16 protein-coding genes and 1 tRNA gene are annotated in these 17,127 nt (G+C 66.9%); 12 read left to right on the top strand and 5 right to left on the bottom strand.

Annotation, left to right across the window (positions count from 1 at the left end; all coding sequences use genetic code 11):
* Positions 1-34: 34 nt before the first annotated feature.
* Together AAG895_RS11390 and AAG895_RS11385 are read right to left on the bottom strand one after the other, a co-directional pair.
* A tRNA-Asn gene (locus tag AAG895_RS11390) sits at positions 35-110 on the bottom strand.
* A gap of 97 nt (positions 111-207) precedes the next feature.
* Positions 208-1,416 carry an amino acid aminotransferase gene (locus AAG895_RS11385; RefSeq protein WP_345792126.1) on the bottom strand — a complete coding sequence of 403 codons (1,209 nt, stop codon included), beginning with the start codon at positions 1,414-1,416 and terminating at the stop codon, positions 208-210.
* A gap of 151 nt (positions 1,417-1,567) precedes the next feature.
* Between AAG895_RS11385 and uvrB the strand changes: the two genes are divergently transcribed.
* Together uvrB and AAG895_RS11375 are read left to right on the top strand one after the other, a co-directional pair.
* A complete protein-coding gene (gene uvrB, locus AAG895_RS11380; RefSeq protein ID WP_345792125.1) occupies positions 1,568-3,655 on the top strand; it encodes an excinuclease ABC subunit UvrB in 2,088 nt (695 codons plus the stop codon).
* 26 nt (positions 3,656-3,681) lie between these two features.
* Positions 3,682-4,155 (top strand): low molecular weight protein-tyrosine-phosphatase, encoded by a 474-nt coding sequence (locus tag AAG895_RS11375; RefSeq protein WP_345792124.1) that lies wholly within the window; start codon positions 3,682-3,684, stop codon positions 4,153-4,155.
* A gap of 117 nt (positions 4,156-4,272) precedes the next feature.
* Here the strand turns inward: AAG895_RS11375 and AAG895_RS11370 are convergent, their stop codons facing one another.
* Entirely contained in the window at positions 4,273-7,296 is a 3,024-nt protein-coding gene (locus AAG895_RS11370) for an Rne/Rng family ribonuclease (protein WP_345792123.1), read from the bottom strand.
* A 448-nt stretch (positions 7,297-7,744) separates the two neighbouring features.
* Here AAG895_RS11370 and AAG895_RS11365 point away from each other — a divergent pair, with 448 nt between their 5' ends.
* Positions 7,745-8,704 (top strand): RluA family pseudouridine synthase, encoded by a 960-nt coding sequence (locus AAG895_RS11365; RefSeq protein ID WP_345795281.1) that lies wholly within the window; start codon positions 7,745-7,747, stop codon positions 8,702-8,704.
* Complete coding sequence (locus AAG895_RS11360) at positions 8,697-9,353, top strand: HAD-IA family hydrolase (protein WP_345792122.1); 657 nt, start codon at positions 8,697-8,699, stop codon at positions 9,351-9,353. Before AAG895_RS11365 ends, AAG895_RS11360 begins: the two co-directional genes overlap by 8 nt.
* Positions 9,354-9,361: 8 nt before the next feature.
* Here AAG895_RS11360 and AAG895_RS11355 read toward each other — a convergent pair whose 3' ends face one another.
* Positions 9,362-10,114, bottom strand: coding sequence for an SAM-dependent methyltransferase (locus AAG895_RS11355; RefSeq protein WP_345792121.1), 753 nt, complete (start codon positions 10,112-10,114; stop codon positions 9,362-9,364).
* The gene (locus AAG895_RS11350) at positions 10,111-10,686 is read right to left on the bottom strand and encodes a Maf family nucleotide pyrophosphatase (RefSeq protein ID WP_345792120.1); all 576 of its coding nucleotides are present in this window, start codon (positions 10,684-10,686) and stop codon (positions 10,111-10,113) included. Before AAG895_RS11350 ends, AAG895_RS11355 begins: the two co-directional genes overlap by 4 nt.
* A gap of 205 nt (positions 10,687-10,891) precedes the next feature.
* On the opposite strand from AAG895_RS11350, the gene AAG895_RS11345 reads away from it, so the two are divergent.
* From AAG895_RS11345 to fabF, 8 genes are all read left to right on the top strand, one after another.
* Positions 10,892-11,416, top strand: coding sequence for a YceD family protein (locus AAG895_RS11345; RefSeq protein WP_345792119.1), 525 nt, complete (start codon positions 10,892-10,894; stop codon positions 11,414-11,416).
* A gap of 29 nt (positions 11,417-11,445) precedes the next feature.
* On the top strand, positions 11,446-11,625 hold the full coding sequence (rpmF, locus tag AAG895_RS11340) for a 50S ribosomal protein L32 (protein ID WP_320367401.1): 180 nt from the start codon (positions 11,446-11,448) through the stop codon (positions 11,623-11,625).
* A gap of 96 nt (positions 11,626-11,721) precedes the next feature.
* A complete protein-coding gene (gene plsX / locus AAG895_RS11335; protein ID WP_345792118.1) occupies positions 11,722-12,738 on the top strand; it encodes a phosphate acyltransferase PlsX in 1,017 nt (338 codons plus the stop codon).
* Positions 12,735-13,700 carry a beta-ketoacyl-ACP synthase III gene (locus tag AAG895_RS11330; protein WP_345792117.1) on the top strand — a complete coding sequence of 322 codons (966 nt, stop codon included), beginning with the start codon at positions 12,735-12,737 and terminating at the stop codon, positions 13,698-13,700. Before plsX ends, AAG895_RS11330 begins: the two co-directional genes overlap by 4 nt.
* A 36-nt stretch (positions 13,701-13,736) precedes the next feature.
* Positions 13,737-14,666, top strand: coding sequence for an ACP S-malonyltransferase (gene fabD / locus AAG895_RS11325; protein ID WP_345792116.1), 930 nt, complete (start codon positions 13,737-13,739; stop codon positions 14,664-14,666).
* Positions 14,667-14,669: 3 nt separating this feature from the next.
* Positions 14,670-15,419 (top strand): 3-oxoacyl-ACP reductase FabG, encoded by a 750-nt coding sequence (fabG, locus tag AAG895_RS11320; RefSeq protein ID WP_345792115.1) that lies wholly within the window; start codon positions 14,670-14,672, stop codon positions 15,417-15,419.
* An 88-nt stretch (positions 15,420-15,507) separates the two neighbouring features.
* Entirely contained in the window at positions 15,508-15,747 is a 240-nt protein-coding gene (acpP, locus tag AAG895_RS11315; protein ID WP_002930040.1) for an acyl carrier protein, read from the top strand.
* Positions 15,748-15,848: 101 nt separating this feature from the next.
* Positions 15,849-17,084, top strand: a complete 1,236-nt coding sequence (gene fabF / locus AAG895_RS11310) for a beta-ketoacyl-ACP synthase II (protein ID WP_345792114.1) — start codon at positions 15,849-15,851, stop codon at positions 17,082-17,084.
* Positions 17,085-17,127 lie beyond the last annotated feature (43 nt).

Here is a 17,127-nt window from a genome sequence, read left to right as displayed (position 1 = left end):
GCTGTTCCTTGGAGAAACACCAAGTCCTGAAACTTGGCTCCCCGACCTGGGCTCGAACCAGGGACCTACGGATTAACAGTCCGGCGCTCTACCGACTGAGCTATCGGGGAACAGAGGCGCGCATTCTAGGCAGCGTGCGCGCTTGCGTCAAGGCGAAGGCGGCAAATTTGTTGAGTCAGCCGCTTCCGCCTCGACGCGGGAGGACGATCAGCCCTTGACCACCTGCGCGATCGCCTTGGCGACGTAGCCGATGTTCTTGGAGTTGAGCGCCGCCAGGCAGATACGGCCGGTCGACACGGCGTAGATGCCGAAGTCCGACTTCAGCTGCTCGACCTGGGCGGCAGTGAGGCCGGTGTAGGAGAACATGCCGCGCTGCTTGATCACGAAGGAGAAGTCCTGCGCCACGCCCTCGGCCTTCAGCTGCTCGACCAGGCCGGTGCGCATGGCGCGGATGCGCTCGCGCATGCCGCCGAGCTCGTCTTCCCACATCTGGCGCAGCTCGGGCGAGGAGAGCACCGCGGCGACGATGGCGCCGCCGTGGATCGGCGGGTTGGAGTAGTTGGTGCGGATCACGCGCTTGACCTGCGACAGCACGCGCCCGGCTTCTTCCTTGCTGGCGGTGACGATGGACAGCGCGCCGACGCGCTCGCCGTAGAGCGAGAAGCTCTTCGAGAACGAGCTCGACACGAAGAACTGCAGGCCGCTGGCCGACAGCGCACGCACCGCCACGGCGTCGGCGTCGATGCCTTCGGCGAAGCCCTGGTAGGCCATGTCGAGGAAGGGGATGAGGCCACGCTCACGGCACACGGCGACGACTTCGTCCCACTGCGCATCCGACAGGTCGGCGCCGGTGGGGTTGTGGCAGCAGGCGTGCAGCACGATGACCGAGCCGGGCTGCAGGCTGTCGAGCTTGGCCTTCATGCCGGCGAAGTTCACGCCGCGGGTGGCGGCGTCGTAGTAGGGGTAGTTCTCGACCGGAAAGCCGGCGGACTCGAACAGCGCGCGGTGGTTCTCCCAGCTCGGGTCGGAGATGTACACGGTGGCGCCGGGCACCAGGCGCTTGAGGTAGTCGGCGCCGACCTTGAGCGCGCCGGTGCCGCCCAGGGCCTCGATGGTGACGGTCTGGCCGCTGGTGGCGAGCTGCGAGTCCTTGCCGAAGAGCAGGCCCTGCACCGCGTTGTTGTAGGCGGCGGGGCCTTCGATCGGCTGGTAGCCGCGCGGCGGCATGGCTTCGAGGCGGGCCTTCTCGGCGGCGCGCACGGCGGCGAGCAGCGGGATCTTGCCGTTGTCGTCGTAGTACACGCCGACGCCGAGGTTGACCTTCTCGGCGCGGGTGTCGGCGGCGAAGGCCTCGTTCAGGCCAAGGATCGGGTCACGGGGCGCCATCTCGACGGCGGCGAAGATCGAAGCGGACATGAGGACTCCAGTTGTTCCGGTAGGGCAGCAGTGGGTGCGCGTGGCGGGAACGGCGGTGCACCGTGCCTTGTCACGCGATTTGGGAAATAATCGGCGTTTTCGTCCGGTGCCGCCGGGTGGCGATGCACCGGAATGGAGCGGGAATTTTAGCATGACGAGTCAAGGCAATAGCGGCGGAAACGATGCGCTGCAGCAAGGCGGGACCGTGCTCACTTACGCGGGCAGCCCCTTCCGCCTGCACCAGCCCTTTCCGCCCGCCGGCGACCAGCCCGAGGCGATCCGCCTGCTGTGCGAGGGGGTCGAGGACGGCCTGATGTACCAGACCTTGCTCGGCGTAACCGGCTCGGGCAAGACCTACACCATGGCCAACGTCATCGCCCGCATGGGGCGGCCGGCGCTGGTGCTGGCGCCGAACAAGACGCTGGCGGCGCAGCTGTATGCCGAGTTCAAGGAGTTCCTGCCCGAGAACGCGGTCGAGTACTTCGTCAGCTACTACGACTACTACCAGCCCGAGGCCTACGTGCCCTCGCGCGACCTCTTCATCGAGAAGGACTCATCGATCAACGAGCACATCGAACAGATGAGGCTGTCGGCGACCAAGAGCCTGATGGAGCGCCGCGACGTGGTGATCGTGGCCACGGTGTCGTGCATCTACGGCATCGGCGACCCGGTGGATTACCACGCGATGATCCTGCACCTGCGCGAGGGCGAGCGCCTGGCGCACCGCGACCTCATCCAGCGCCTGGTGGCGATGCAATACACCCGCGCCGACATCGACTTTCGCCGCGGCACCTTCCGCGTGCGCGGCGACGTGATCGACGTGTTCCCGGCGGAGAACGCCGAACTCGCGGTGCGCATCGAGATGTTCGACGACGAGATCGAGCATCTGACCCTGTTCGACCCGCTCACCGGCCACCTCAAGCACAAGCTGGCGCGCTTCACCGTGTATCCGTCCAGCCACTACGTGACGCCGCGCGCGACCGTGCTGCAGGCGATTGAGGCGATCAAGGAGGAGTTGAAGGAGCGTGTGTCCTTCTTCCAGCGCGAGGGCAAGCTGGTGGAGGCGCAGCGCATCGAGCAGCGCACCCGCTTCGACCTTGAGATGCTCAACGAGATGGGCTTCTGCAAGGGCATCGAGAACTATTCACGGCACTTGTCGGGGCGCGGCCCGGGCGAGCCGCCGCCGACGCTGATCGACTATCTGCCGCAGGACGCGCTGCTGTTCATCGACGAATCGCACGTGGCCATCGGTCAGGTGGGCGGCATGTACAAGGGCGACCGCTCGCGCAAGGAGAACCTGGTCGGCTACGGCTTCCGCCTGCCCTCGGCGCTGGACAACCGGCCGCTGAAGTTCGACGAGTTCGAGCGCCTGATGCCGCAGACCGTCTTCGTCTCCGCCACGCCGGCCAAGTACGAGGAGGAACATCAGGGCCAGGTGGTGGAGCAGGTGGTGCGTCCGACCGGCCTGATCGACCCGATGGTCGAGGTGCGCCCGGCGATGACGCAGGTGGACGACCTGCTCGGCGAGATCAAGAAGCGCCTGGCGGTGAACGAGCGCGTGCTGGTCACCGTGCTCACCAAGCGCATGGCCGAGGACCTCACCGACTACCTCGCCGACAACGGCATCCGCGTGCGCTACCTGCACTCGGACATCGACACCGTGGAGCGGGTCGAGATCATCCGCGACCTGCGCCTGGGCGAGTTCGACGTGCTGGTGGGCATCAACCTGCTGCGCGAGGGCCTGGACATCCCCGAGGTGTCGCTGGTGGCGATTCTGGACGCCGACAAGGAGGGCTTTCTGCGTTCCGAGCGCTCGCTGATCCAGACCATCGGCCGCGCCGCGCGCCACCTGCACGGCACCGCGATCCTCTACGCCGACCGCGTCACCGACTCGATGAAGGCGGCGATCGGCGAGACCGAGCGCCGCCGCCACAAGCAGATCGCCTTCAACGAGGCCAACGGCATCGTGCCGAAGTCGGTGACGAAACGGATCAAGGACATCATCGACGGGGTCTATGATTCGGATGGAGCCAAGCGCGACGTGGCGCGCGTGGCCGACAAGGGCGCCGACTACGCGGTGATGGACGAGAAGGCGCTGGCGCGGGCGATCAAGCGCCTGGAAAAGGAGATGCAGGAGCACGCCCGCAACCTGGAGTTCGAGAAGGCCGCCGCCGCGCGCGACGAGCTGTTCAAGCTGCGCCAGCGCGCGTTTGGCGCGGACCAGCACGGTAGCGTTTGAAGAAGAAAAAACAAGGAGGGGAAGACATGACCAGGATCCTGTTCGTGTGCTCTGGAAACATCTGCAGGTCACCGACCGCGGAAGGGGTGGCGCGGCACTTCATCGAGACGGGGGGGCTCGCCGGGCGGGTCGAGGTTGATTCGGCCGGCACCCAGGGTTACCACGCGGGCGAGGCGCCCGATCCGCGCACGCAGAAAGCGGCGAAGCTGCGCGGCTACGATCTGTCGAGACTGCGGGCGCGCAAGATCGAGCTGCTCGACTTCCAGAGCTTCGATCTGGTGCTCGCGATGGACCGCGGGCATCTCGAGTCGATGCGACGGCTGTGTCCGCCGGTGTATCAGCCGCGGCTGGGCCTGTTCATGCAGTTCGACGGTTCGGGGCGCTTCGATGACGAGGTCCCCGATCCCTATTACGGCGGGCCGCGCGGCTTCGACCTCGTGCTCGACATGTGCGAACACGGGGTGCGTGGCTTGCTGGAAACGATCAGCGCCCGGGTCTGAACGCCGCGCGAGGGGTGCGCGACCAGCGCGGATGGTGCTTGCGCGCGCGGGTCCGGCAAGCTGAAAGAAAAAGGCCACCCGTTTCCGGGTGGCCTTTTCGTCAGCGGCTGCGCAACCTTACTTGTGCGTCTCGACCTGTTGCAGCGGTTCCTCGATGATCACCGGCGCAGGCCGCGGCTTGCGACCGAGCCGGGGCGCTTCCACCGCGCCGCTACCGAACTGAGCGAGCTTGCTCGGGTCGGTCTCGATCTTGATCAGGCCGCTTGCAGCCTCCTGGGCGGGCAGCGTGATCGGCGCGCTCGGCGCGCGGTCGTCCTGGGCGGCGACCGCCTCGACCGCAGCCGGCTCGACTGCGGTCGGTGCCTCTTCGACCTGGGTGTCGGCGACGACAGCGGGCGTGGCTTCGGGTGCCGACTGCTCGGCAACCGCGGCGGGCGCCACGGCTTGCGTCGCGAGCTCGACGGGCGCTTCGGCCGGAGCCGCTTCGGCCGCGACTACCTCCGTCACCTCTCCCGCAGCCACTTCGGTCACGACCTCTGCGGCCTTGACCTCTTCTTCCCCGGTTGCAATTGCCGCGGCGACCGTCTCGGTGTCGCGCGCCGGCTCAGCCTCGGCCTGGGCCTCGGGTCCGACCGTCGGCACCGTCTCCACGGCCTCCGGGGCGGTCGCAACGACCACCGGCATCGGCGCAGGTTCGGGCGATGCGCTCGCCGTCACCGTGGTCGCCTCGGTCGCCGGAGCGGGCACCGGCAGGTCGGCAACCGGAGCCGATTCCTGCTCGACCGCCGGGGAGGCACTCGCCGGCGTGGTTGCGGCATCGGCACTGACCATTGCGGAGGCTTCGGTCTCGTCGGCAAGATCGGCCGCCTCGGCGCTCGTGCCGGCGGCGGCTTGTCCCTCGCCACTGCGACGACCGCGGCCGCGGCCACGACGGCGACGCTTTTCGGTGGGCGCTCCTTCCTCGCCGGCGGTATCACCCGTGACCGCTTCGGCGGCGACCTGGTCACCTGCGTCTGCGCTGGGGGCGATCGTGCTCGCCGCGGCGGCGGCCTTCAGCATGTCCTCGTCCGCCGCGGCACGCTCCTCGGCCACCTTGTCATTGCGTTCGACGGCCTCGTCCGTTCGCGCGCCGCGCTGATTGCGACCGCGGCCGCGGCCGCCCTCGGCACGTTCGCCGCGCTCGTTGCGCTCCTGCCGCTCGGTGGCGGAGCGTTGGGGCTTGTCGGCACTCTCTCCCCGGTCGGCGCGTTCGCCGCGTGCGCCGCGGCCGGCCTGCGGCTGCGCTTCGCCATCGCGCTCGTTGCGGCGGCCACGGTTGCCATTGCCGCGGCGACCTTCGCCGCTGCGTTCGCCTCGGCTGCGAGGCTGCTCGCGCTTGGCGGGCTCTTCCACCACCGGCGCAGGTGCGGGGGACGGCTCGGCCTTACCGCCGCCGAACCAGCTCATGATGCGGGCGATGAGGCCCTTGGGCGCGTCGGATGCAGGTGCCTGCGCGGCGGCCGGTGCCGGTTCGACCGCCGCAACGGGAGCGGGCTGAGCCGGTGCGATGCCCTTGACCGCGGCTTCCGGACGCGTCGGGCGTTCGTTCGCCTTGGACGGCAGGCGGGCGTCCTCCTCGGCGGGCTTCTGCACCATCTGATAGCTCGCCAGCGCGATGTCCTCGGCGTTGAGCTGGTCGTGGCGCAGGCGGATGATCTCGTGTGCCGGCGTCTCGAGGTGGCGGTTCGGGACGATGATCAGCTGCACCTTGTGGCGCATCTCGATGCGGGCAATGTCCACCCGCTTCTCGTTGAGCAGGAAGGTGGCGACATCGACCGGCACCTGCAGGTGCACCGCTCCGGTGTTCTCCTTCATCGCTTCCTCTTCGAGGATGCGCACGATGTGCAGCGCCGACGATTCGGTGCTGCGGATGTGACCGGTGCCGTTGCAGCGCGGGCAGGTGATGTAGCTGGTCTCGGCGAGCGCCGGGCGCAGGCGCTGGCGCGACAGCTCGAGCAGGCCGAAGCGGCTGATCTTGCCGGTCTGCACCCGCGCGCGATCGTGGCGCAGGGCGTCGCGCAGGCGGTTCTCGACCTCGCGCTGGTTCTTCGCCGACTCCATGTCGATGAAGTCGATGACGATGAGGCCGCCGAGGTCGCGCAGGCGCAGCTGGCGGGCGATCTCGTCCGCAGCCTCGCAGTTGGTGCGGAACGCGGTCTCCTCGATGTCCGAGCCCTTGGTGGCGCGCCCCGAGTTGACGTCGATCGAGACCAGCGCCTCGGTGTGGTCGATGACCACGGCGCCGCCCGAGGGCAGGTTCACCTGGCGGGAGTAGGCCGACTCGATCTGGTGCTCGATCTGGAAGCGCGAGAACAGCGGCACGTCGTCGCTGTAGCGCTTCACGCGGGCGACGTTGCCGGGCATGACGTGAGCCATGAACTGGCGCGCCTGCTCGTAGATGTCGTCGGTGTCGATCAGGATCTCGCCGATGTCGGGCTGGAAGTAGTCGCGGATCGCGCGGATGACCAGGCTGCCTTCCTGGTAGATCAGGAACGCGCCGGTCTGGCCCTGGGCTGCGCCTTCGATTGCGGTCCACAGCTGCAGGAGGTAGTTGAGGTCCCACTGCAGCTCTTCGGCGCTGCGGCCGATGGCTGCGGTGCGCGCGATCAGGCTCATGCCCTGCGGCACCTCGAGCTGGTCCATGGCCTCGCGCAGCTCGGCGCGCTCGTCACCCTCGACGCGGCGCGAAACGCCGCCGCCGCGGGGATTGTTGGGCATGAGCACCAGGTAGCGGCCGGCGAGCGAGATGTAGGTGGTCAGCGCCGCCCCTTTGTTGCCGCGCTCGTCCTTCTCGACCTGGACGATCAGTTCCTGGCCTTCCTTGAGGGCCTCCTTGATCGAGGCCTTGCTCGCGTCGACGCCCGGCTGGAAGTAGGCGCGCGAGATCTCCTTGAAGGGCAGGAAACCGTGGCGATCGGCGCCGTAGTCGACGAAAGCCGCCTCGAGGCTGGGCTCGATGCGGGTGATGACCGCCTTGTAGATGTTGCTCTTGCGTTCTTCCTTGGCGGCCGATTCGATATCGAGGTCGATCAGTTTTTGACCGTCCACGATCGCGACGCGCAGTTCTTCGGCCTGCGTCGCATTGAAAAGCATGCGCTTCATTTGGATCGTTCTCCCGCGAAAAGACACACGGGCAGGACGAACGGCGCGCACCATCGCGCTTTCCGGGTTCAGGAGCGATTGGGTAGGACTGCTGCTTTCATCCGGTGGGTTTGTCGGGCTGTGATGGGTCGGCTGGTCGAAATTCTCTTGCTCCCGCCCGGCGGGCCGTTTGGGCCTCGGGCCGGAGCATTTGATCCTGCGTGTGCGGCTAACGCGTCAAAATCCAACCCTCGGGCTGGATGGGTATGTCGAAGGGAGTCTGTTGCGTTACCATCGGCGCCTTTTCGGCCTTGGATGGCGGAGCAACGGTCAAGCCGGGAGCGCTCTTCAGGGCTCTTTGCCAGCAGTCTGCGCGCGTCTTCCGGAGCAGGTGTTTCGACCTGACGGAGCTTGCGACGTGCCGCACTTGGCTGGCCGCGACCGGTTTAACCGCGCAGAAGTATATTTCATGACGATGATTGAAGGCAAAGCCATTGCTGTCCGCCACGAGCGCATCGACGAGGGCGCGGCCGGTCAGCGCATCGACAACTACCTGATGCGTATCGCCAAGGGCGTGCCGAAGAGCCACGTCTATCGGATCCTGCGCAGCGGCGAGGTGCGGGTCAATGGCCGCCGGGTGCAGCAGACCTATCGCCTTCAGGAAGGCGACGAGGTGCGCATTCCCCCGGTTCGCGTGGCCGAGCCGGCGCAGGGTGCGCCCGCGCCGGTGGGGAAGGCCCTGCCCGTGGTGTACGAGGACGATGCGATCCTGGTCATCGACAAGCCCTCGGGCAAGGCGGTCCACGGTGGCAGCGGAGTGAGCTATGGCGTGATCGAGCAGCTGCGGGCGCAGCGGCCCGAGGCGCGGATGCTCGAACTCGCGCATCGCCTCGATCGCGAGACGTCCGGTCTGCTCATCGTGGCGAAGAAGCGCTCGGCGCTGACGGCGTTGCACGACATGATGCGCGAGGGCAGTGTCGAGAAGCGTTACTTCACCCTGGTCGCGGGGCGCTGGTCGAACCCGTTGCAGCACGTGAGGGCGGCGCTGCACAAGTACCTCACCCCGGAAGGAGAGCGCCGCGTGCGCGTCAGCGATGAGGGCAAGGCCGCGCACAGCATCGTGCGGCTGGTGAAGCGCTGGCGGGAGTACAGCCTGCTCGAGGTGGAACTGAAGACCGGTCGTACCCATCAGATTCGCGTGCATCTGACCCATCTCGGGTTTCCCTTGTGCGGCGACGACAAATATGGCGATTTCGCACTCAACAAGCGCCTGGAAGGGGAGGGGCTGCGGCGCATGTTCCTTCACGCGGCGCAGCTGCGCTTCGCACATCCGCTGACCGGTGTGCCGCTCGCCTTCGCCTCGCCGCTGCCTGCCGACCTGCAATCCTTCATCGAGCGGCTCGATGCCGCGGAGAAAAAGAATGGCTGAGCGTTTCGATCTGATCGTCTTCGACTGGGATGGCACGCTGATGGATTCGGCCGGTGCGATCGTGCGTGCCATGCAGGCTGCCGCGCGCGACCTCGGTCTTGCCGAGGTCCCCGCCGAACGGGCGCGCTTCGTGATCGGACTCGGACTGGGCGAGGCGCTGCGTCACGCCGTGCCCGATCTTGAAGAGGCTGCCTATCCGCGCATGGTCGAGCGCTACCGCCACCATTACCTGTCCTCGGATCACGAACTCACGCTGTTCGAGGGCGTGACCGAGATGATCGATGCGCTCGCCGCGCGCGGGCACATGCTCGCGGTCGCGACCGGCAAGAGCCGGCTGGGGCTGAACCGCGCGCTCGGTCATTCGGGGCTGGGCGCCTACTTTCACGCCACGCGCTGCGCCGACGAGTGCTTCTCAAAGCCACATCCGGCGATGCTCGAGGAGTTGATGGGCGAGCTCGGTGCCCGCCCCGAGCGCACGCTGATGATCGGCGACACGACGCACGATCTGCAGATGGCGCGCAATGCGGGTACTGCGGGAGTCGCGGTCAGTTTCGGGGCGCACCCCGTGGCTGCGCTCGAGGCCGAGGGGCCGCTGGCCTGCATGCATACCCCGGGGGCGCTCGCGCGCTGGTTGCGGGAGAACGCCTGAGTCGGTTCTCAGGCCAGCAGCAGGAAGAGCGCCGGGCGCTTGGCCAGGGCGGGGCGCTCGGTGCGGCGCCAGTCGCGTACGCTGCGGGTGTGCAGGGTTTCGTTCGCGGTGTTCAGTTCGCAGGCCACGCACAGCCGCGTGTCGGGCTTGAGTTGCTTGAGCATGGCCTCGAGCATGCGCTCGTTGCGGTATGGCGTCTCGATGAAGATCTGTGTGCGCCCGAGCTTGCGCGATTCGTCCTCGAGCGCACGCAGCATCGCGTCGCGCTCGATCTCGCCGACCGGCAGGTAGCCATGAAAGGCGAAGCTCTGGCCATTGAGCCCGGAGCCCATCAGTCCGAGCAGGATGGACGACGGCCCCACGAGCGGGACGACGCGGATCCCGAGTGCGTGCGCGCGCGCCACCAATAGCGCGCCAGGGTCGGCGACTGCGGGGCAGCCGGCGTCGGACATCAGGCCGAGATCTTCGCCAGCCAGCGCGGGTGCGAGCAGGGCGTCGAGCACGGCGTTGCCAGCGCGCGCAGTGTCTGCCGGGAGCTCGCGGATGTCGGTTTCGCGCAGGGGGTGCGGGTAGTCGATCTGCTTCAGGTGGGCACGCGCGGCGCGCGCCGTCTCGACCACGAAATGCCGCAGGCCTGAGGCGATCGCCTGTACCTGCGCGGGTAGGAAATGCGGCCATGGCGCCGCCTCCCCGAGGGCGACCGGAAGAAGGTAGAGCGTGCCGCGGCGTGCCTCGCGGTCGGTCTTTGCGCCTGTGGTCACGGCAGCTCCAGCCCCTCGGCGCGGAGCATGCGTGAGAGCGCGATCAGCGGCAGGCCGATCAGCGCGGTGGGGTCCTCTCCGGGCATGGCGTCGAGCAGGGTGATGCCGAGTCCCTCCGACTTGGCGCTGCCGGCACAGTCCAGCGGGCGCTCCTTGGCGACGTAGCGACGGATTTCCGCGTCGCTCAGGTCGCGAAACCGTACCTCCGTCGGAACGCCCTCGACCTGGAGGCGGCCGTTGCCCGTATTGAGGAGCGCGAGTGCGGTGTGGAACACAACTGTCTTGCCCCGCATGCGCTGCAACTGCGCGATCGCGCGCTCTTCCGTACCGGGTTTGCCGAACACCTCGTCACCGATGTAGGCAACCTGGTCGCTGCCGATGACGAGCGCGTCGGGCCAGCGTCCCGCCACTGCGCGCGCCTTCTCGGCGGCGAGGCGCTCGGCGATGGCAGCGGGCGCCTCGCCGGGAAAGGGGGTTTCGTCGGTCTCGGGGCGGTCGGTCTCGAACGGGACGTGCAGGCGCTCGAGCAGCATCTTGCGGTAGGCCGAGGTGGAGGCGAGGACGAGTTTCATAGGGAAAATGGGCTCGGGCTGTGGAAGACGCCGGGAGTGGTGGGGTGGCGGGTCGTGCGTGCGCGGCGGGCAAGCGATCATGCATGCCGGGGTGGCGGCAAGCCGATGGCCCTGCAAGGGATCGAGGCGCGACGCTGGTGAAGCCGTTTACAAGTGAATTGAAGGCTTTACACGCGACTCGAAAAAATAATATCATGCCGGGCTTATGTCGCAACAAGGCGTTCCGTCCAGAATCATCCCGGACCCATTCCGGTTCGCCGCGGAGTCCCGCTCGATCGAGGGCGAACTCGCCGTGGCCGATCTGTTGCGCCTGTCCGATGCGCTGGCGTCCACGCAAGACGTGCTCGGCTGGCGGGTCGCGGGCTCGATGGTCGAGGGTGCCGAGGGCATGGAGCCGCGCCTGCGCTTGCAGGTGGATGGTGTGCTCCAGCTGCGTTGTCAGCGCTGTCTGGCCGGGCTCGAGTGGCCGCTCAGGCTCGATACCTTGCTGCAGCCGGTGCGCGTCGGCCAGCCGATTCCCGAAGAGGAGCTGGAGAACGACGAGGTCGACGCGATCGAGATTGAAGGGGAGCTCGATGTGCTGGCGCTGCTCGAGGACGAGATCCTGCTGGCGCTGCCGATCGCCCCGCGACACCAGGTTTGTGAGGCGCCCCGCCCTGATGGCGGGTCGTCCAAAGAATCGCCTTTCGCTGCGCTGGCGTCGCTGCGAGGCAGTCCCAGCGCGAAATAGGCGCGATATTTGATTTAGGAGCTTTACTCATGGCCGTTCAGCAGAACAAGAAGTCCCCGTCCAAGCGTGGCATGCACCGTGCGCACGACTTCCTCACCGGTCCGGCGCTGGCCGTCGAGCCGACCACCGGCGAGGTGCATCTGCGTCACCACATCAGCCCCAACGGTTTCTACCGCGGCAAGAAGGTCCTGAAGACCAAGGGCGAGTAATTCTGCAGCCCCAGAAAAGCAGGGCGGCGCAGGGCGCATCGCGCCTGCGCCGCCTTTTTTCCGACCTCTATAACTAGAAGATCACGCGAGATGCCGATGGGTGTCACCATTGCGATCGACTGCATGGGTGGCGATCACGGCCCGGTCGTGACCGTGCCCGCCGCGTTGTCGTTCCTGCGTTCGCATCCCGATGCCAGTGCCGTTCTGGTCGGGCGCGAGGAAGCGATCCGCCCGCTGTTGGGCAGTGCAGCCGCGGAGTTCGGTTCCCGACTGCGCCTGCATCCGGCAACCGAGGTCGTGGCGATGGACGATCCGCCCGCGATCGCGATGCGCACGAAGAAGGATTCCTCGATGCGGGTCGCGATCGACCTCGTCAAGGAAGGTGTCGCCAGTGCCGCCGTGTCGGCGGGTAACACCGGCGCGTTGATGGCGATCTCGCGCTTCGTGCTCAAGACGCTGCCCGGGATCGACCGCCCGGCGATCGCGACCGTGCTGCCCTCGATGCACGGCCACACCTATGTTCTCGACCTTGGTGCCAACGTTGATTGTTCTGCCGAGCATCTCCTCCAGTTCGGCGTCATGGGCGCGATGCTGGTCGCCGCGATCGAGCACAAGGACCGCCCGTCGGTGGGTCTGCTCAACATCGGCGAGGAAGTCATCAAGGGCAACGACGTCGTCAAGGAAGCCGGCGAGCTGCTGCGCAACAGCGGCCTGAATTTCTACGGCAACGTCGAGGGCAACGACATCTACGAGGGCACGGTGGACGTCGTGGTATGCGACGGCTTCGTCGGCAACGTCGCGCTTAAGACTTCGGAAGGCCTCGCGCAAATGATCGGTGCCTTCCTCAAGCAAGAGTTCAAGCGCACGCCGCTGACCAAACTGCTGGCGATCCTCGCACTGCCGGTGCTCAAGCGCTTCAAGCAGCGCGTCGACCACCGCCTGTACAACGGCGCGCCGCTGCTCGGACTGCGCGGCGTGGTCCTCAAGAGCCATGGTTCCGCCGACCCGGTGGCCTTCCAGAACGCGCTCTCGCGCGCCGCCGAGGCGGCATCGAACCGGCTGATCGAACGCATTTCCGAACGCATGGCGAGCATGAACGAGGTGAAGGCATGATCTACGCACGGATTGCGGGCACCGGCAGTCATCTGCCGGGGAACCCGGTCAGCAACGACGACCTGGTCGCGCGCGGCATCGATACCTCGGACGAGTGGATCGTTTCGCGCTCGGGCATCCGCAGCCGCCACCTTGCCGCCGCCGACGTCGGCGCGAGCGACCTTGCCCGCGTCGCTGCGGAGCGCGCGATCGAGGCTGCAGGGTGCGAGCCGGACGACATCGACCTCATCATCGTCGCCACCTCGACCCCGGACTACATCTTCCCGAGTACCGCGGCGCTGGTGCAGGCCAAGCTCGGTATCCGCAATGGCGGTGCGGCCTTCGACGTGCAGGCGGTGTGCAGCGGCTTCGTGTATGCGCTCACGGTGGCCGAGAAATTCATCCGTTCCGGCAGTCACAAGCGTGCGCTGGTGATCGGCGCGGAAGTCTTCTCGCGCATCCTCGACTGGTCGGACCGCGGGACCTGCGTGCTCTTCGGCGACGGTGCCGGCGCAGTCGTTCTCGAAGCCTCCGATCGTCCGGGCATCCGTGCCTCGGCCCTGCATGCCGATGGCAGCCACCATCCCATCCTGTGCGTGCCGGGCGGCGTCGCGTCGGGTCAGGTGATCGGCGACCCGTTCCTGCGCATGGACGGCCAGGCAGTGTTCAAGTTCGCGGTGAAGGTGCTCGGCGACGTCGCCCAGGAGGTTCTGGAGCAGGCGGACGCGGGCGCGGACAGCGTGGATTGGCTGATTCCGCACCAGGCCAACATCCGCATCATCCAGGCCACCGCCAAGCGCCTCGGGCTGCCGATGGAGCGCGTGATCACCACCGTCGACCATCACGGCAACACCTCGGCTGCCTCGATTCCGCTCGCGCTCGATGAAGCAGTGCGCTCGGGCCGGGTGCGTTCGGGACAGCGCGTGATCGTCGAGGGCGTGGGCGGCGGCTTTACCTGGGGCGCTGCCCTGATCGATTTCTGAGTGTCCTCCCCCAACAACCGAAAAGTGGAGAACAGCATGCCATTTGCGCTGGTTTTTCCCGGCCAGGGTTCGCAGTCGGTCGGCATGATGGCCGCCTACGGCGAGTCGGCCGTGATTCGCGACACCTTCGCCGAAGCGTCCGACGCCCTGGGTGAAGACCTCTGGGCCATGGTCTGCGATGGCCCGGCCGAGCGGCTGGCCCTGACCGTGAACACGCAGCCCCTGATGCTGACTGCTGGCGTCGCCGCGTGGCGTGCCTGGCTCGCCGCCGGTGGCCCGAAGCCGGCCATGGTCGCCGGCCACAGCCTGGGCGAGTACTCCGCGCTCGTGGCGGCAGGTGCGATGGCGTTCAAGGATGCCGTGCCGCTGGTGCGCTTCCGGGCGCAGGCGATGCAGGAAGCGGTGCCTGCCGGTGAGGGTGCGATGGCTGCGGTGATGGGCCTCGAACCAGACGCGGTGCATGCCGCGTGTGCCGAAGCGGCGCAGGGGCAGGTGGTCGAAGCCGCCAACCTGAACGCGCCGGGTCAGATCGTCATCGCCGGCACCAAGGCTGCCGTCGAGCGTGCGAGCGAGATCGCCAAGGCCAAGGGCGCCAAGCGCGCTGTGCTGCTGCCGGTGTCCGCGCCCTTCCACTGCGCCCTGATGCGCCCCGCGGCGGAGCGTCTTGCCGAGCGTCTGGCGGGCGTGAGCATCGTCAAGCCGGAAATCGCAGTCATCAACAACGTCGACGTCGCGGTCTACGATGAGCCCGAGAAGATCCGCGACGCCCTGGTGCGCCAGGCTTATTCGCCGGTGCGCTGGATCGAGCTGGTGCAGGCGATGGCTGCGCGCGGCATGAGCCACGTCATCGAGTGCGGTCCGGGCAAGGTCCTCGCAGGAATGACCAAGCGTATCGCCAAGGACGTCGAAGGCGGCTCGGCGCACGACGCGGCCAGCCTTGAGCAATCCATCGCCGCAGTGAGGTAGATCATGAATTTTTCGCTTGAAGGCCAGATTGCCCTGGTCACCGGTGCATCGCGCGGTATCGGTCGTGCCGTCGCGCTCGAACTCGGGCGACTGGGCGCAACGGTCGTCGGTACCGCGACCTCCGAGTCGGGTGCCGCGGAGATCGGGCAGGCGCTCGCCGAGGCGGGCATTCAGGGCGCAGGCATGGCACTCAACGTCACCGACGCCGCCGCCTGCGAGGCGCTCGTCGGCGACATCGAGAAGCGCTTCGGCGCGATCGGCGTCCTGGTGAACAACGCCGGCATCACTCGCGACAACCTTGCCATGCGCATGAAGGACGACGAGTGGGACGCCGTGCTCGACACCAACCTGCGCGCCGTCTTCCGCATGAGCAAGCTGGTGATGCGCGGCATGATGAAGGCGCGCAACGGCCGCATCATCAACATCACTTCGGTCGTCGCCAGTTCCGGCAACCCGGGCCAGGCCAACTACGCCGCGGCCAAGGCCGGCGTGGCGGGCATGACGCGCGCACTGGCGCGCGAGCTCGGCAGCCGCAACATCACGGTCAACTGCGTCGCCCCCGGGTTCATCGACACCGACATGACGCGTGCGCTGCCCGAGGCGGCGCGTGACGCCCTGCTCGGCAACATCGCGCTGGGTCGTCTCGGCCGTCCGGAGGAAATCGCCGGCGCCGTGGCGTTCCTCGCTTCCCCCGCTGCCGCCTACGTAACGGGCACCACCCTGCACGTCAATGGCGGCATGTACATGTCCTGATTCGCGTCGGGATAGCGGTTCCCCGGCGTTTTGGTAGAATACGCCGGCTTTTTACATTCACCTGTCACCCTCAGGAAGGAGTTGGTTCATGGAGAACATCGAACAGCGCGTCAAGAAGATCGTCGCTGAGCAACTTGGCGTGAACGAATCGGAGATCAAGACCGAGTCTTCGTTCGTCGATGATCTGGGCGCGGATTCGCTGGACACCGTGGAGCTGGTCATGGCGCTGGAAGAAGAGTTCGAGTGCGAGATCCCGGACGAAGAGGCCGAGAAGATCACCACCGTCCAGCAGGCGATCGACTACGTCAACGCCCACCTCAAGAAGTAAGCATCCGCTGCGCTGTTCCAGCGTTCCCTGTCCGGCGCCCGCAGCAACCTGCGGCTTCCGGGCAGGTTTTGTTTCGTTCAATGATTTAGACGGAGTTGCCCGTGTCGCGTCGTAGAGTCGTCGTCACCGGTCTGGGCGTGATATCGCCGGTCGGCAATACTGTTCCCGAGGCCTGGGAAAACCTGATCGCCGGCAAGAGCGGCATTGGTCCGATCACCCGTTTCGATGCGAGCAATTTCGCCTCTCGCATCGCCGGCGAGGTGAAGGGGTTCGACGTCTCCGCCTATCTGTCGGCAAAGGAAGCGCGCCGGATGGATGTGTTCATTCATTACGGCATGGCGGCCGGCATCCAGGCGATCCGCGATTCCGGCATCGAGGTCACCGAGGCCAACGCCGACCGCATCGGCGTGAATATCGGCTCCGGCATCGGCGGTCTGCCGATGATCGAGGAAACCCACGATGATTTCCTCGGTGGCGGCCCACGCAAGATTTCGCCCTTCTTCATCCCCGGCACGATCATCAACATGATCTCCGGCAATCTGTCGATCATGTTCGGCATGAAGGGGCCCAACCTCGCGGTCGTGACCGCATGCACGACCGGTCTTCATGCGATCGGAATGAGCGCGCGGATGATCGAGTACGGCGACGCCGACGTGATGGTGTGCGGTGGCGCCGAGTCGACGGTGACCAATCTCGCGATCGGCGGTTTTGCCTCGGCCAAGGCGCTGTCCACCCGCAACGACGATCCGGCGACCGCCAGCCGGCCGTGGGACAAGGACCGCGACGGCTTCGTGCTCGGCGAGGGCGCCGGTGTGATGGTGATCGAGGAGTACGAGCACGCCGTCCGTCGCGGCGCGAAGATCTACGCCGAGCTCGCCGGCTTCGGCATGAGCGGGGACGCCTATCACATGACGGCCCCCGACACCGATGGCCCGCGCCGCAGCATGCTGAATGCCATGCAGAACGCAGGGGTCAGCCCCGATCAGGTGCACTACCTCAATGCCCATGGCACCTCGACGCCACTGGGGGACAAGAACGAGACCGATGCGATCAAGCTCGCCTTCGGGGAAGACAGCGCGCGCAAGCTGGTCGTGAACTCCACCAAGTCCATGACCGGCCATCTCCTCGGCGGAGCAGGCGGACTCGAGTCGGTGTTCACCGTGCTGGCCGTGCATAACCAGATTTCGCCGCCGACGATCAACATCTTCGAGCAGGACCCGGAGTGCGATCTGGACTACTGCGCGAACGTTGCGCGCGACATGAGGATCGACGTCGCGCTGAAGAACAACTTCGGCTTCGGCGGAACGAACGGTACCCTGGTGTTCCGCCGCGTCTGATCCTTTTTCCCTTCAGTTTTGCCCGGGGGCGCCATGCAGTTTC

This window comes from Thauera sp. JM12B12 (assembly GCF_039614725.1).
In the GTDB taxonomy this organism is placed as follows: Bacteria; Pseudomonadota; Gammaproteobacteria; order Burkholderiales; family Rhodocyclaceae; genus Thauera.
The sequence above is the reverse complement of the archived record's forward strand: the minus strand, read 5'-3'. Positions and strand labels throughout refer to the sequence as shown.